Annotated in this window: 15 protein-coding genes; 6 read left to right on the top strand and 9 right to left on the bottom strand. The window is 44.6% G+C overall.

Annotation, left to right across the window (positions count from 1 at the left end; genetic code table 11):
• Nucleotides 1–8: 8 nt before the first annotated feature.
• The 5 genes from ugpC to CWO13_RS17480 form a co-directional block, all read right to left on the bottom strand.
• Entirely contained in the window at nucleotides 9–1,307 is a 1,299-nt protein-coding gene (gene ugpC, locus CWO13_RS17500) for a sn-glycerol-3-phosphate ABC transporter ATP-binding protein UgpC (RefSeq protein WP_108083289.1), read from the bottom strand.
• A complete protein-coding gene (gene ugpE / locus CWO13_RS17495; protein ID WP_102431335.1) occupies nucleotides 1,297–2,139 on the bottom strand; it encodes a sn-glycerol-3-phosphate ABC transporter permease UgpE in 843 nt (280 codons plus the stop codon). Before ugpE ends, ugpC begins: the two co-directional genes overlap by 11 nt.
• A gap of 38 nt (nucleotides 2,140–2,177) precedes the next feature.
• Nucleotides 2,178–3,059, bottom strand: coding sequence for an ABC transporter permease subunit (locus CWO13_RS17490; protein ID WP_017064901.1), 882 nt, complete (start codon nucleotides 3,057–3,059; stop codon nucleotides 2,178–2,180).
• 243 nt (nucleotides 3,060–3,302) lie between these two features.
• Nucleotides 3,303–4,595: an extracellular solute-binding protein gene (locus tag CWO13_RS17485; RefSeq protein WP_108083288.1), complete on the bottom strand. Its 1,293-nt coding sequence runs from the start codon at nucleotides 4,593–4,595 to the stop codon at nucleotides 3,303–3,305.
• 305 nt (nucleotides 4,596–4,900) lie between these two features.
• Nucleotides 4,901–5,503 (bottom strand): 2OG-Fe(II) oxygenase, encoded by a 603-nt coding sequence (locus CWO13_RS17480; protein WP_048669551.1) that lies wholly within the window; start codon nucleotides 5,501–5,503, stop codon nucleotides 4,901–4,903.
• Between the two features lie 386 nt (nucleotides 5,504–5,889).
• Between CWO13_RS17480 and CWO13_RS17475 the strand changes: the two genes are divergently transcribed.
• Nucleotides 5,890–6,678, top strand: a complete 789-nt coding sequence (locus CWO13_RS17475; RefSeq protein WP_102431337.1) for an MBL fold metallo-hydrolase — start codon at nucleotides 5,890–5,892, stop codon at nucleotides 6,676–6,678.
• A 129-nt stretch (nucleotides 6,679–6,807) separates the two neighbouring features.
• Here the strand turns inward: CWO13_RS17475 and CWO13_RS17470 are convergent, their stop codons facing one another.
• Both CWO13_RS17470 and rimK read right to left on the bottom strand, forming a co-directional pair.
• Nucleotides 6,808–7,236, bottom strand: a complete 429-nt coding sequence (locus CWO13_RS17470) for an ATP-dependent zinc protease family protein (protein WP_048661634.1) — start codon at nucleotides 7,234–7,236, stop codon at nucleotides 6,808–6,810.
• A gap of 32 nt (nucleotides 7,237–7,268) precedes the next feature.
• On the bottom strand, nucleotides 7,269–8,174 hold the full coding sequence (rimK, locus tag CWO13_RS17465) for a 30S ribosomal protein S6--L-glutamate ligase (protein ID WP_019824669.1): 906 nt from the start codon (nucleotides 8,172–8,174) through the stop codon (nucleotides 7,269–7,271).
• 603 nt (nucleotides 8,175–8,777) lie between these two features.
• Between rimK and CWO13_RS17460 the strand changes: the two genes are divergently transcribed.
• The gene (locus CWO13_RS17460) at nucleotides 8,778–10,562 is read left to right on the top strand and encodes an SgrR family transcriptional regulator (protein WP_108083287.1); all 1,785 of its coding nucleotides are present in this window, start codon (nucleotides 8,778–8,780) and stop codon (nucleotides 10,560–10,562) included.
• Nucleotides 10,563–10,691: 129 nt separating this feature from the next.
• Here the strand turns inward: CWO13_RS17460 and CWO13_RS17455 are convergent, their stop codons facing one another.
• Nucleotides 10,692–11,117, bottom strand: a complete 426-nt coding sequence (locus CWO13_RS17455) for a MarR family winged helix-turn-helix transcriptional regulator (protein ID WP_108083286.1) — start codon at nucleotides 11,115–11,117, stop codon at nucleotides 10,692–10,694.
• A gap of 103 nt (nucleotides 11,118–11,220) precedes the next feature.
• Here CWO13_RS17455 and CWO13_RS17450 point away from each other — a divergent pair, with 103 nt between their 5' ends.
• The 3 genes from CWO13_RS17450 (at nucleotide 11,221) to CWO13_RS17440 (ending at nucleotide 14,109) form a co-directional block, all read left to right on the top strand.
• The gene (locus CWO13_RS17450; RefSeq protein WP_108083292.1) at nucleotides 11,221–11,526 is read left to right on the top strand and encodes a DUF3861 domain-containing protein; all 306 of its coding nucleotides are present in this window, start codon (nucleotides 11,221–11,223) and stop codon (nucleotides 11,524–11,526) included.
• A 205-nt stretch (nucleotides 11,527–11,731) separates the two neighbouring features.
• Nucleotides 11,732–12,514, top strand: coding sequence for a 2-keto-4-pentenoate hydratase (locus CWO13_RS17445; RefSeq protein ID WP_102431339.1), 783 nt, complete (start codon nucleotides 11,732–11,734; stop codon nucleotides 12,512–12,514).
• 236 nt (nucleotides 12,515–12,750) lie between these two features.
• Complete coding sequence (locus CWO13_RS17440; RefSeq protein ID WP_102431340.1) at nucleotides 12,751–14,109, top strand: Na+/H+ antiporter NhaC family protein; 1,359 nt, start codon at nucleotides 12,751–12,753, stop codon at nucleotides 14,107–14,109.
• A 107-nt stretch (nucleotides 14,110–14,216) separates the two neighbouring features.
• Here CWO13_RS17440 and CWO13_RS17435 read toward each other — a convergent pair whose 3' ends face one another.
• Nucleotides 14,217–14,777 (bottom strand): cysteine hydrolase family protein, encoded by a 561-nt coding sequence (locus CWO13_RS17435; protein ID WP_048663280.1) that lies wholly within the window; start codon nucleotides 14,775–14,777, stop codon nucleotides 14,217–14,219.
• A gap of 89 nt (nucleotides 14,778–14,866) precedes the next feature.
• On the opposite strand from CWO13_RS17435, the gene CWO13_RS17430 reads away from it, so the two are divergent.
• Entirely contained in the window at nucleotides 14,867–15,799 is a 933-nt protein-coding gene (locus CWO13_RS17430; RefSeq protein WP_108020122.1) for a GlxA family transcriptional regulator, read from the top strand.
• Nucleotides 15,800–15,905: the final 106 nt, after the last annotated feature.

Genomic DNA, 15,905 nt, shown 5'->3' with positions numbered 1-15,905 from the left:
GTACTCGATTAAGCGAGAGCCGTCGTTAAGCTTGTTACCTCTTCGCGTGACTCTTGTGAAGTAAAGTTATTTGGTTGAATACGCTTCCCACGACTGTCAAAAATATGCAGGTTGGATTTATCAATGCTTAGACCGAGGGGGACAGCTTGGCACAAAGTTGTTTCGGGTGTGACTGCAATAAAGGGTTGTTCGTTCACAAAGCCGTGAACTAACTGATTAGGCCCTAAAGGCTCAACCACGCTGATACGTAATTCCAGCGGCAGTGCGTTCATGATTAAATCGGTACAAACCTCAGAATGTTCAGGGCGAATGCCAAGCGTGATAGTCGCGCCTTTAACGTGCGCATATTCTGGTAGATACATTTGTTGATCGCCGATTTCAAGATAGCCATCATCGAGCGTGGCAGTTAAGAAGTTCATCGCGGGGCTACCAATGAAGCTTGCTACAAAGGTACTGGCAGGCTGGTGGTAGACCTCTCTTGGTGTGCCGACTTGTTCTATTTGGCCTTTGTTGAGAACCACAATTCTATCTGCCAGTGTCATAGCCTCAACTTGGTCATGAGTCACGTAAACACTGGTTACGCCTAGCTCGCGTTGCAGCTTTTTGATTTCTAATCTCATGTGAGCGCGCAATGAGGCATCTAGGTTCGACAAAGGCTCATCAAACAGGAACAGTTGAGGGTCGCGTACAATCGCTCGTCCCATAGCAACACGCTGGCGCTGACCACCCGAAAGCTTGGCTGGCTTGCGGTCTAGGTACTCTTCGATTCTCAGTGTCTTGGCGACTTTCTCAATCTTCTCTTCAATCACGTGTTGGCTTACACCTCGGTTCTTTAAACCATAAGCGAGGTTTTTGTACACTGTCATGTGAGGGTAGAGTGCGTAATTTTGAAAGACCATTGCGATATCTCGTTGAGCTGGCTTTTCGTTATCAACACGGCGCCCACCCAAGTGAATCTCGCCGCCAGAGATGCTTTCCAGCCCCGCAATTGAACGTAGGATAGAAGACTTGCCGCAGCCCGATGGGCCAACCAACACAAGAAATTCACCCTTTTCGATATCAAGTGAGACATCTTTCACTGCACGATGACCGTTCTCATAAGTCTTTACCAAGTTTTTGATGCCTAACATGGTAGGTGCTTTGTGCGTACGATCGTGAGTGGCTTGGGTGTGCCCTAACGTTTGTTTTAACTTTGGCATCGGGGTGTCCTCTGATTTTTGCGGAGAAGCTGGGTGAGACGTCTTGTACTCATCGAGTGATTGAATGCGGTTATCGGTCATTTGAGTTGTGTCGTTGTTATTTTTCACTTTCTACTAGCCCTTTTACAAACCAACGCTGAAATACAACCACCACTAAAACGGGTGGCAACATAGCTAAAATTACCATGGCAAAAACATAGTCGTAGCGCGGTAAACTGGTTTCATTGATGTTGTTGAGTACTTGTTTGATGCCCATCACGATGGTGTTGTAGCCTTCGTCCGTGGTCATCATGATTGGCCACAGATATTGGTTCCAACCCACCACAAACATGATGATGAAGATCGCGGCGATCATGGTTTTAGACAGTGGCAGTAAGATGTCGACAAAGAATCGAAACGGACCTGCGTTATCCAACTGTGCTGCTTCTAATAATTCATCGGGGATGGTTTTGAAGAACTGTCTAAAAAAGAAGGTTGCGGTGGCTGACGCGATCAGAGGTAGAATTAAACCTGTGTAGCTATTAAGCAGCCCAAGCCCAGCAACCACTTCATAAGATGGGATAATACGAACCTCTAGTGGTAACAGCAGGGTTACGAAGATCAGCCAAAACCAAGCCGTGGCGTAAGGCAGCCTGAAGTAGACCAAAGCAAACGCGGCCATCATCGAAATGATGATCTTACCGATCGCAAAACCTAGTCCCATGATCATCGAATTGGCGATCATTTTGCTAGCGGTGACTTCACCACTGAAGCCCATGCTTTTGTTCCAAGCTTCGCTATAAATGGCTGTAAAGTTATCGCCCGGTAACCACTGCAAGCTATCGCTGACAATGGTGTTTGGGTTATGCGTTGAGCTGGCGAAGATTAGCCAAATAGGGACCAACATGAACAGCATCCCAGCAATTAAAATTAGGTGGTCAGAGATCTTATTACTTTTCATAAATAACTCCTGTCGCGTTAAAACCTAGCTGTAGTGGGCTAGTAATGAACACGCTTTTCTACAACGCGAAACTGGATAAATGTAAGAGTGAGTACCAGTAGTAACAACACAACAGATTGTGCAGAGCTGCCGCCTAAATCTGCGCCAACAAACCCATCTCGATACACCTTGTACACTAACGAAGTAGTGCCGCCACCCGGGCCGCCGTTGGTCATGGTGTCTATGACGCCAAAAGTTTCAAAGAACGAGTAAGTAAGGTTGATGACCAGCAGGAAAAAACCAGTTGGTGCGAGTAGCGGGAAGGTAATCGTCCAGAAACGTTTCGAGTCGCTGACACAATCCAGCATCGCCGCTTCTTTTACTGCGTAAGAGATCGACTGAAGCCCTGCCAGAAAGTAGATGAAATTCACCGAAACCTGTTTCCACACCGAAACCAAAATAAGAGCAAATGTGGCATCCACAGGATCCGTCTGGAAACTAAAGTCCCAACCTATAACCGCAAATATTTCGGTAAACACGCCAATGTGTGGGTTAAACAAGAAAGCACCGATTACGCCTGCGATCGCAGGAGCAACGGCGTAAACCCAAGTGAGAGTGACCTTGTAAGCGCCTTGTCCGTGAATGATGTTGTCGGCTTTTACGGCGAGCAGCAGAGCTAAGGCAAGCGATAAGAAAGAGACTACGATGGCGAACATTAAGGTGAAGCCAATTGAGTTCAAATATTCGCTCGATTCGAATAGCATTTGATAGTTTTCGAACCACACGAATATAGATGAGGTGCCCCAAGGGTCTTCTAGCATAAAAGAGAGATAAACAGCCTTTGCCGCTGGGTAGATAAAGAAAACCGCAATGATGAGTATCTGAGGCGCCAAAAATAGGTAAGGCAACGGAGAGTGAAAGAATTGCTGACGTCGTTCCACAGGGTAATCCCAAAATGAGTGGTTTGAACCACTGTTAGTTACCGTAACCACTCGCGCTATAACAAGGCGTGCTTCCAGTTGAATTGTAGTTTTTGGAGCAAGAAATGGCGTGAGTGAAGAATCTCCTCACGACTCGTCATCACGCTATTGATTCAAGGTGACTGACAAGTAGTGAGGAGCAATGAGCTGCTTTGTTTCATTAACAGAGCCAGTCCAGGACACAGGGCTAGCCTATCAACCTATCTAGTTCATGGTACGAGCGAAGCGTTTTAGTAGCTTGCTGCTTTCATCTTCTACTTTGTCTAGGCTGTTCTCGACGCTAGATCGGTCGGCAAAGATATTGTCGAACTCACGATGCATCACTTCACGAATCTGAGGGTAGTAACCTAAGCGATAGCCCTTAGTCCATTCGCCCGATTTTAGGCTTAGCTGCTTAACACCCACTTCTGCGTCTGGTTGTTCCTTGTAGTAGCCAGACTCTTTCGCTAGGTCATAAGCTGCTGTCGTTACCGGAACGTAGCCAGTAGTTTTGTGCCAGTAAACTTGAGTTTCAGGTTTGGTCAGGTAATCAAAGAACGCGGCGACGCCTTTGTCTTGTTTCTGGTCATGGCCATTGAGTGCAAACAGAGCGGCGCCACCAATGAAGGTTAAGCCTGCATCCGGGTTAACTGATTTCCAGTATGGAAGGTATGTAGTGCCTAGTTCGAAAGGTACGCGGTTACGTAAGCCACCGAATGAGCCTGAAGAACCCATCCACATCGCCACTTCTTGGCGCTCGAAAGGTGTTTGGTTTGCATCCCAGTCGCTGCCGTAATACTTGTAATAGCCTAAATCTGACCACTCTTTCATTTTGCTGACGTGCATCATCATGTCTTTGGTGTTGAACATGATCTTAGTGGACAACCCATCGTAGCCGTTGTTTTGGTCCGCGACTGGCAGATTGTGGCGAGACTTAAAGTTCTCGAACATGATCCACGGCGTCAGAGATTGAGAAAAGGCGATGTGACCTTCTGCTTTTAGCTTCTTAGCAACCACTTCGAGTTCTTCATAAGTTTTAGGCGCTTCGGCTCCTACTTCTGCGAGAAGATCTTTGTTGTAGTAAAGAACCGGCGTCGAACTGTTGAAAGGCATACCAACCATCTTGCCTTGGTTGTCGGCATAGAAGTTACGAACGCCAGCTAGGTAGTCGTTTGAATTAAAGTTGTAGCCTGACTCAACCAGAATATCCTGTACCGGTTTCGCGACGCCTTTGGCGTTCATGATGGTTGCTGCGCCTGCATCGAAGACTTGTAGAATATTGGGTGCTTCACCTGCTCGGTATGCCGCGATACCCGCGGTTAAGGTCTCTGTATATGAGCCCTTGTAGATTGGCGTGATTTCGTAATCATCTTGAGACGCATTAAAGTCGGTCGCAATTTTGTTTACTGTTTCTCCAAGCTGGCCGCCCATTGCGTGCCACCAAGTGACTTGAGTCGTTGCGAACGCTGGCATTGCCGTTGTCGCGGAAAGAACGCCTGCCAAAATTAGCTTATTCATCTTCGTTTCCTTTTGGATGAAATCGATATCGAGGTATTGGATTAGAGTTTTAACGAGACAGTAGGGGTGTCGTTTGAAGCTATCTTGAACAGGACGTATTTCACTTACGTGGCTAAACCGTTTCACTGATATGAAAGATTCATTTCGATTTCATTTAAGAGAAAAGTTATTGATAGTTTTGATATTTACTGTGTGCGGTTTTTAAGAGGTTTGTTGTTCAATGCTCGCTCAATATTTGTTCAATAAAAAAGCCTCTCGAAGGAGAGGCTTTGAATAAGCTAGAGCTTGTAAAAATCAGCTCAGTTCTAGTGTGCGATATCGAGTTGGTTGTCTTTCACGCCGTTAATGCGGAACCAACCTGCAATACTGAATCGCTCTGTGTTTGTCGGCAGTACCTCATGTGGGAACTGTTCAGACAAGAACACGAATAAGCGGCCTGACTTTGGTGGAATGGTCGCTATGTGGTTGTCTTTTAGATCGTAAACCACAAGTTCACCAGCATCTTCTTCTGTCCACTCATCATTCATATAGAACACGGTAGTCAGGCGGCGGTTTTCATTGCCTTTGAAGCAGTCTAAGTGCTTTTGGTAAAAGTCGCCTTTTTCGTATTTAGCAAAGTGCGCTTCGTACTCGAACAGACCCAAAAAGAACGCTTGGTTTGCTTCTAAACGAATTTGCTCCATTTTGTCTAGGAACAGAGAAGCTGGCTCGCCCATGTCGCGGCGCACCCATTGAATCTTGTCACTACGAATGGTCGACTCTCGCGTTACTTCATCGTTACGGCCAATCCTAGCCTTTTTCCAGTTCTCTGGAATGCAATCCCTCAATGCCACTACTTCTTCATGCGTTAAGAAGTCATCCCAAACAAAGTAACCTTGGGTAGAAAGAGCATCGATTAATTGGTTCATGTATAGCACTCAGACAATAAATTAGAAGCGCATATATAGTCCTAATAACTTAGGTCAACAAATCGCGTATTTTGTCGTCACGATAAATGGTGCTGAATGCTTGAGTTGTATGGCTTATAGAGCAAGGTTTACGGCAATGCAGGCATTCAATAATGCTGAAAATATCGGATTAAATTGATGCTTATCTTTGGAATGTGTACTCATTGTTCTGAGTTGAATGGGATTTGAGTAACATTGGATTTGAGTAAGTTAGTGGATATCAATAGAAATCTTGATTGGAGCTCTCTTTCTAGTTTTAGATTTTGGATTTTAACAAAATGATCACAATTCAAGTTGGATTTGCTATTGTATAGGTCTGACCAGTTGTTTTATCACAAGGAGCGGTTTTGCAGCTGCATACCATTAAAGGTTACATCCAAGACATGTACTTGGTGGAGTATCCAGACAAATTACTGTTACTTGATGGCGCATGTCGAGCCGACATCCCCCATTTGAAAACTTTTATCGAAACCGAGCTTCTGCGTGATTTTTCCGATCTACACACGGTTGTGGTTACACACATGCATCCCGATCACGCAGGGGCCGCGCACAAGCTCAGAAAGCTAACGAACTGTAACTTGGTGGCAGCAAACCGAGACAAAGACTGGTATCACGGTATTGATGGTATCTTGATGCATTTGACGGATCTGGCGCTGGCACGATGGATGGCGAATCGCTTAGGGAAGCCTAAAGCAAACCTATGGTATTCGAGAAAGTTAAAGCCGGACTACAAGCTGTCGGATGGTGAGAGTATTCCGGGTTTTGATGACTGGTTGGTTCTAGAAACGCCGGGGCACACTGACCGAGATCTTTCGGTTTATTGTCCATCTCACAGCGTTGCCTATGTGGCAGACTTAATGGTGGAAGTGAAAAAGAAACTGATTCCGCCTTTCCCTATATTTCACCCTAACAAGTACCGAGCGTCAGTATCTCGTATCTATGAGATGCAGCTTGATACCTTGCTGGTGGCGCATGGTGGCCAAGTCGATTTCAGTCAGAAAGCTTTTGAACATCTGTTAATGAGTGCGCCAAGAAGGCCTGTTACACATTGGCGAGTGACAAAAGTTAAAACCAAGAAATTGTTGTTATCGATTTGGCGATTTGGTTTTCAATCTCATGGTAAATCTAAGAAATAGATAAGCTCAAAGTAAGATCGGCAACTCGAAATTAAAGAATAGAACGCAATAAGGCCAGTCATGAGACTGGCCTTATATCGTTGTGACTAACTTTAGCTATAACCTGTGGAGCGGTTACGATGACTCGGATTAGTGAGTCAGCAGGAATTCACCCGCTGGATCAACAATCACTTTGTCACTCATGCCTTGACGACCAAGCAACATCATATAAGTCATATCTTGACGGTTGCTTAGCGTGATATCGATAGGCCATTCCTGACCACCCATTTTTAGCATGGTTTCAATCACACAACGGTGTTCAACTTCACCGTTAGATGATTTGATTTTCTTACTTGTTTTCAGCTTCGCTTTGCAGCGCACAGTCTCTTCTAGGTGGTACACATCTGGATGAAGATCGAATTCCACGAAGTTCTCACCGTCTGTTTTTACACATAGTAGATTGTCTACGTGTAGAGAAGAGGTTTTAGCCCCTGTATCAACACGTGTATGTAGTCCAGTTATCCCTAACTCTGGTAAGCAAAGTGCTTCAGTATTCCCTATGATCATTTTATTGTTCATATCATTTCCAATCATGAGTTAACGGTGTTAAATCAGCCTTTGCCACGAGTACGGTTAGCGTTTGGTTTTGCATTTTTCTCGATGAATTCGAAAATCATGTCTGCTACATCTTTACCTGTCGCTTTCTCGATACCTTCTAGGCCAGGAGAAGAGTTCACTTCCATTACAACAGGGCCATTCTTAGATTGTAGAATATCTACACCACATAGGTTTAAACCCATGATTTTCGCAGCATTGATTGCTGTAGCGCGCTCTTCTTTGGTTAGTTTAACCAGTTGAGCTGTACCGCCACGGTGCAGGTTAGAGCGGAATTCACCCTCACCAGCTTGACGCTTCATCGCTGCAATTACTTTGTTGCCAACAACAAAACAACGGATGTCTGCGCCATTTGCTTCTTCAATGAACTCTTGAACCAAGATGTTCGCTTTTAGGCCCATGAATGCTTCGATAACGCTTTCTGCTGCTTTGTTTGTTTCTGCTAGTACAACGCCGATCCCTTGAGTGCCTTCAAGAAGCTTGATAACCAGTGGCGCGCCACCTACGTTTTTGATCAAGTCTTGAATCTTGTCTGGGCGGCTAGCGAAACCTGTTTTTGGTAAGCCAATACCTTTACGAGACAACAGTTGTAGTGAGCGCAGTTTGTCGCGAGAACGACTGATTGCTACTGACTCATTGATACAAAAAGTGCCCATCATTTCGAATTGGCGAACAACCGCAGTTCCGTAAAAGGTAATGGAAGCGCCAATACGTGGAATAACAGCATCGTATTGAGGTAGCTCTTCACCCATGTAGCGAATCTTCGGATTGTTACTCGCGATATCTATATCACAGTGCAGCGTGTCGATAACATCGACCTGGTGACCACGTGCTTCTCCAGCCGCTTTTAAGCGAGAAGTAGAGTATAGATTTTCGTTGCGAGAAAGAATTGCGATACGCATGGCGTTTCCTTAGTTAATACCTGATTGGTAACTGCAAATAAATTAGTTGTTAGCTGAGCTTTCAGTTTTTTCTGAGGCTCCTTGCTTGCTTCGGGGCGAACCTTAAGGCTTTTCGCTTAACTAAGAAAACGAATTAAATTTGTCGAGTCGACAACAGAAATTTATCGAATGTGTGAGTGATTGGTACAACTGGGTTGAGAGGGGATTTGGAATGGAAAAGCGAGTTGAGACCTAACTCATATTGGGGGTAGGAGCATATTAGGTTGTGCTCAACTCGCGTTAACTCGGTGCTAAAAAGTGTACTAATAACGCCAGTTACATAGCTCTATAAGTGTTCGTAGTGCTTCTCTTTCGAGCTTGCTACAGGTGCTTTTTAACTTATTAAGATAGTATTTTCTCATGATGATTACTTCTCTTGTATTAGGCTTTGGTGGGAACTCAACATTCCCTGCTGACCCATTAATTATGGTTGTTTAATAGGAAGTAATAAACAGATGGGTTTTTAATGGGTTGTTCCTGTTTTTGACTTTTACCGTCACTCAAAGACAAATGTGTTTTATAATCGGCTTTATGAGGAAGGGTTATTTCTAAAAGGTTCATTATTTGTCTGATTTAAACATGATGCGTTACTACACTCGGCTGGATTCGTTCGAGCCAAACATCTCACATTCGGTGACTTTGACTGAGGTGGCAGACAAGCTGTTTACCAGTTTGCGCCATGCACGAACCTTACTCGGCAAGATGCATCAGGCTGAATGGGTGGTGTGGGAGCCAAAAGTCGGCAGGAATCAACGTTCTAACCTGACATTGCGTTTTAGCAATCAACAACTGACTCAACATGTTGCCAGCAAGCTGATAGAGCAGGGCAAGTACGAAAAAGCGCTCTCTATTTTGGATAATGACCGCGCAGTGTTTGGCTCTCTTCTCCAAGAAACATCCGGTGCGACGATGCGCGAAGGGCTGCTGCACGTTCAATTAACCTATAAACGTAAGTTTGAAGACCTGTTTCCACACCATATTCACCGCAGCAGCGAACGATTTTTGATCAGACAAGTATTCAGTTGCCTCGTCACTTGTAATGGTAAGGGCGAGTTGAAGCCTGAGCTAGCGCACCATTGGGAATATGATGCTGAGAAGTTAGTTTGGACTTTCTATTTGCGCCCAGGACTAACCTTCCACGATGGCCAACCTGTTGATGCTAAACAGTTAGTCTCGCTGTTTTCAGCCTTGCAAACCTTACCTTTCTATCAAATAGAGTTAGCTCATGTTGCTTCGGTTTACAGTGAGCAGCCGTTAAGGATCAGCTTCCAACTCACTAAAGCTGACACCGGCTTCGCAGGCTTGTTGGCTGGCGTTAAGTATTCGATTCAACCCGCAGCGCAAGTAACGCGTGAGCCATCGCCATTGAATTCGGTGTCTCATGCCGTGATCGGAACCGGCCCATTTAAAGTGGTTGAGACTAATAACGAACGTATTAAACTTGCCGCATTCGAACATTATTACGGGTGTCGTTCCCTGACGGATGAAGTGACGATTTGGCAATTCGAAGAGTCGATGACGGGCAGTGCTCGTTTCGATGACAGCCAAATGCAGGTGTCACCTTATGAAGATTCTTCTTGTTTCCATCAGTTAGGGAAAAGCGATACGGAGCTTGTTTCAGCAGACACAGATGGCCTTCGTAGCCGAGTCGAGGATGGGTGCTTATTTATCCTGTTCAATCAGAATTCAGCGGCAACTCCGCTTAATAATGAGCAGCGAAAATACCTTTCAGAACTGACCAAACCACAAGCGATTTTGTCTCAGTTGGAACATAACAAGGGGTTGTTTAGCGTCTCTTTAGCTCAAAATATACTGCCAAGTTGGCATAAATTGTATCGAACGCCTTCGAAAGAGGCTCAACTTCCGAAAAGAATGAGCATTGCAGTTTATGACTATTATGCGTTGTACCGATGTGCGATTTGCGTATCCGACATACTTAAACGATATGGCGTGGAAGTTGAGGTCAATACCTACAGCTTTCGCGAACTGGCGCTGCTCTCCCAGAGTGGCGAGTTAAAGGAGGATCTGGTGCTGTGTAACCTGAATCTCGATGATAATGCCCCGTCTTCGCTATTTTCGTGGATGATGAACGATCCTGTTTTGCACTCTGCTTTAGGAGAGATGAACAGCGACTGGCTTAAACAGCGCTTGGATAGTCATAAAGCATCCGTTGAACTGCCTAATTACTTGGCAGAGCTAGAACCTATCGCGTCTACTCTGATCTCAGATTATTGGTTAGTGCCTATGTTCCATCACTTGCAGACCGTTCGTTTCCAAGGGATTCTGAAAAACGTCGCCATCACCAACTGGGGATGGCCCGACTTCAAGAATGTATGGTCTGCTGATTAATTTCTTACCGAGTAGGATAAAGCGTTTTCAAAGTCGATTTTGGCATACTGATATGTAGGTAAACCAAATTCTACAAAAAACGCCACCGAGTATTTGATTCGATGGCGCTTTTTCGTTTTATTTTGAAAATCAGTTCTCTAAGTTTTGCGCCATTTTTTTTGCAATTTTTCTGAATCGCTCTAACTCATCTTCAGCCATGCCTTTGGTCATTCTCTTCAGCATGTCTCGATCTATATCCGAAACTTTACTCATGACCTCTTGACCCTTATTGGTCAGAATCAATAACTGGCTGCGCTTGTCTTCTGGATTTGGAGACTTCTTCACAAGCTCTTGATTGATCAGTGCATTAACTAATCTCGTGACCTGCGCTTTATCGCGGTTTAAGTAGTGCGCGATATCGATAGCCGTACATGGAGATTTCTTAGTAATGATCTTCATGACACGAATGTTCATGGGTGCGATCTCAGAATCCAAGCTCTCAATCTGTTCACTCATTTGACGTTTCAAAGAGTGTACTAAACGAAAGATAGACTCTAACGATGTGTTATCAGACATAAACGATCCTTAGAAACATAGTTGATAATATCAACCATTGTATTTATGGTTGATATTGTCAACTTAATTGTTCGTAAATTCAAGTTAGGAGACAGTAATGACGATGCAAACAATCACAGGCAAACACAATCACTACCGTATCACTATCGAAGAAGTGAACATCAAGGAAGATCGTGAACTGCAAACCATGCAGTTTGAAATTGAAGACAGAGAAAACATGTTCGCGATTGTAGAGAAGATCAAGCAGGACAGTGGCCTAGATGAGCAATCCGCAACGAGACTAGGTGTAAGTATTCGCTTACTGGGACCGTTGATGATGCAAGATAGAAAACACCCTCTGTTTATTGATTTCATGCCTCACTTCAGAAATTTCATGCAAAGTCTTAAGAAGACGTTAAAAGGCGAGTAGCGTTTCTTCAACAATGACACATTCAACAAGCCAGTCAACCGATCATCAGGTGCTGGCTTTTCTTTTGATATATTGACTTAGCGGTATGTGTTTACTTGCGGTACATGTGACAATAAGCCTTTGAACACTTTACGGTGAAACCATCGTATGAGTGATGCAATTACCTAAACCTATTTCCAATCGTTCTAAATTTAAACGGTATATTATGACAAGTGTATTTGAGCAGGCGGCTAAAGAGTTATTAAGCCGTCGCACCGCGGGAACTAAAGCGCCAAGATTAATCGAACAATATCGCCCAACCAGTTTAGATGATGCGTTAGCCATTCAAGAATCAATGATTGAAATTCGTGCAGATAGAGTGGGGGGCTGGAAGTGTCTGTTACCTCTTGCAGAAAATAAATTTATCGTAGCGCCTATTTTCACTGACAACGTACAGCAAGGTGAAGTTTGTGAATTGTTCGCAGACACAAGCTCAGTGCTAGGCAAAGAGGTAGCCCGAGTAGAACCAGAAATCGCTTTTGTACTGACTAAGCCTTTGCCTGCGAACTTAAATGGTTACAGTGAAGCACAAATCAATGATGCAATTGGCTCTTGCCATATGGCACTTGAGTTAATTCAATCTCGCTTTGCCGATGGAATTGGTGCGGAGTTTTACGAAGTTTTAGCCGATTGCTTGGCAAACCAAGGCCTGTTTCTTGGTCCTGAAATAGAGAAAGATAAAGCGTTTACTGCTGCTAAGGTCGAAGTGGCTATAACCCAAGCTGGAAAAGTTCAGGCATTTTCTGGCACTCACCCTAACGCATTAGCTCAAAACCCTGTCTACTGGTTGATCGATACGATGACCAAGCGTGGAATCAGTTTTGAAGCGGGCGAGGCGATTATTACAGGGTCTTACTGTGGTGTGGTTGAGCTTGACTTCGACGAGCTAACAACCGTTGCTTATGATGGTATCGGAGAGTACCACGTGACTTTCACACAAAAGCGCTAAGCTATTTATAAGCTCTATTCATTAAGAAAGCAGCTTTCTAGAACTCTGCTTTGCGTATTGGCAATTTATTCTCGAAGGGCTATTTACTGGTGAGTAAATAGCCTTTTCTATTATGTGATGCTCAATAAGGTTCTTATTACTTTGCATTAAATTGGGCGTTTAGACGTCTAGACGTTGACAAGCTCTAAGTGTGACATTAGTCTGCTCCCCTTCCTGTTCTATAGCGTTGTCGTTCCATGTCCAATTCGAAAAATTCTAATGCGGTAATTGCCCCTTCGGCAGTTGCGCTTATCCCTCTGATCGTGTTCCTTGCGCTGTTTATTGGCGTAGGTACGTACTTGTCACTGCAAGGCGTCGATTTTGCTTTCTATCAGCTCCCAGCTCCGATTGCGGCTTTGCCTGCAGTGATGCTGGCGTTGTTGTTAAGCAAAGATAAATTGAACCGTGCTATCGAACAGTTCTTAAGTGGAGTAGGCCACAAAGACATTATCGCAATGTGTATGATCTACCTACTGGCGGGTGCTTTTGCGGCCGTGGCTAAAGCTTCTGGTGGTGTTGATGCAACGGTCAACCTTGGTTTGTCGGCGATCCCGACGAGCATGATCCTACCGGGTATCTTTCTTATTTCTGCTTTCATTGCGACCGCAATGGGCACATCTATGGGTACTATCGCTGCGGTTGCCCCTGTGGCACTAGGCATTGCTGACTCAGCTGGCATGAGCATTCCTCTAACCGCTGGTGTGGTGCTAAGTGGCGCTATGTTTGGTGACAACCTTTCAATCATCTCTGATACCACGATTGCCGCGACACGCTCGCAAGGCTGTGAGATGAGAGACAAGTTTAAAGAGAACATCCGCATTGCACTTCCTGCTGCACTTATCGCGATTGTTATCTTTGCTTTCAACAGCACGGCAACTCAAGTTCCTGAAACAGGCCCAATTGAATGGCTGAAAGTCCTGCCGTACATCACTATCCTAATTCTTGCGGTATCAGGCATGAACGTATTCGTTGTGTTGACGATCGGTATCTTGCTGGCGGGTGGTGTGAGTTTAGGCTCTGTTGAGAACTACGGCTTGACGGATTACGCTCAAGACATCTACGCAGGCTTTGGCAACATGCAAGAGATCTTCTTACTGTCGATGCTGATTGGTGGTTTGAGTGAGCTGATGCGTCGCCAAGGTGGATTAGCGTTTCTGACTAACCTAGTGAGCGGTTTGATTCGTGCGTTTGGTTCTTCACACTCTAAGCAAGCAAATGGCCGTGCGAGTGAGCTAGGTATTGCTGGCTTGGTATCAATGGTTAACATGTGTACTGCAAACAACACCGTAGCGATCATTGTATCTGGTAGTGTGGCTCGCCAACTGGCGGAAGAGAACAACGTGTCTCCGCGTCGTTCGGCAAGTTTGTTGGATATCTTCTCTTGTGTGATTCAAGGTGTGTTGCCTTATGGTGCTCAGGTATTGCTATTAGGTTCTGTGTTCAACCTATCTCCGCTAGAGATTGTTTCTAACTCGTACTACTGTTTTGCACTGGCTATCGTGGCTGTTGTTGCTGTGTTTATCAAACACCCAGCACGCCAAGTGGCACAAGCTTAGTAATAATTGACCAAACTGAGCTATCACAGGCTCTAATAAGAAGGCTCCTTAATAGGAGCCTTTTTTTGTGTGTGTAATGAACAGACTAGAAAATCTAGGCTTCCTTGTTAAAGAAGACTTTCAAGCTCACTGGCCGTTGCGACATTGCAGTAACCAAAGCCAAGCGCAGCCATGAAAGCTGCATGGACATGCGCAGCTGGAACCTCAACACCGTTGAATTCCATATCTAACGTAGTACAAGCATCATGTGCTACGTGGCATTCATAGCCAAAATCGGTTGCTGCACGAGTCACAGCATCAATACACATGTGGCTCATTGCGCCAACGATGATCAGTTTCTTAATGCCTTGATCTTTTAGTACCTTGTTCAGTTTAGTATCTCTAAAGCTATTTATTTGATGCTTTACGATAACAGGTTCACCTTCTAGAGGAGCCACGCTGTTATGGATTTGAGCACCATCAGAATTTGGTAAGAAGAAGGGTGCTTCGTTGGTTGGAAACTCATGGCGCACATGAACGATTGGCAGTTTTTTATTGCGGAATGTCTTGAGTAATTGCGCGCCTTTTTCTGCCGATTTTTCTGTTTCAGAGAGTGCCCATTTCGCACCTTCGTATGAAGGGAAGTAGTCGTTTTGGAAATCAATAAGTAGTAGTGCAGTATTGCTCATAATCCATACCTTTGTTGTTAATTTCTTGTGGTGTGGGGCTATTATGACTACTCTGTGTTTTTTTATGAACGTCAAAAATGACAGACTATATGGCAATAGTGACAAAATCAGTAAAGGTTGAAATTATCGATTACCCAGGCTCTCTGCAGAGCGCTGTGTTTGGCGTGAAAGAGTTTCTGCAGATGGCAAATTCTCTTGAACCTTCGGCTGAGAAGATTCAATTCAACGTTCAGATCCAAGCGTATGACAGTGTTAGCGTATCAAACGCCGATGTCATCATACTCCCACCGAATTTAGATGGTTGTTACTATCTAGAGCCGAATGACACCTTGCTTGAATACCTGATTGAGTCTCACCAAAGGGGAGCGATACTTTGCTCAGCTTGCGCAGGCGTGTTCATTTTGGCAAAAACAGGTTTGTTAGAAGGGCGAACCGTGACCACGCACTGGCAAGCACAGCAGAAGTTTACGGAGCTTTACCCACAGATCGCAGTCGATATCGACAAAATCTTGATTGATGATGCGGATGTGATGACCGCTGGTGGTTTGATGTCGTGGATGGATTTGGCTCTGTTTATCCTAACCAAATACACAACGCCGACCAATACTCGTAATCTAGGTAAATACCTCGTGCTTGATACGGGGTTGAGAGAACAACGCTACTATCAGAGCTTTGTGCCAAACTATGCTCACGGCAATGACAAGATTGTATCGGTGCAGCGTTTTATTCAAAGGAACCATCACCTTTCGTTGTCTCTTGATCAATTGGCTGAAGAAGCGTTTATGACGCGAAGAACCTTTATTCGTCAATTTACCAAAGCGACCAGCTATACGCCGATCAATTATATCCAACATGTGCGCGTTCAAAGTGCATGTGAGTTATTGGAAAGCTCCCATAAATCGGTTGAGCAGATCAGCTACCTAGTTGGCTATGAGGACGTAAACAGCTTTCGAAAAGTCTTCATGAAAATCGTTGGCTTAACACCATCAAGATTTCGTTCTAGATTTCTCTCTGAGGAATGATTTACCATAGATTGATATTCAATATCTATCACTGGTTCGCTCAGTTACTTCGCTAATGAAGTGCTTGAAGCTGAGTGATATTTTCTCGAACTCAAACGGACTATTG

Source organism: Vibrio sp. ZF 223 (assembly GCF_003050585.1).
Lineage (GTDB): Bacteria > Pseudomonadota > Gammaproteobacteria > Enterobacterales > Vibrionaceae > Vibrio > Vibrio crassostreae.
The sequence above is the reverse complement of the archived record's forward strand: the minus strand, read 5'-3'. Positions and strand labels throughout refer to the sequence as shown.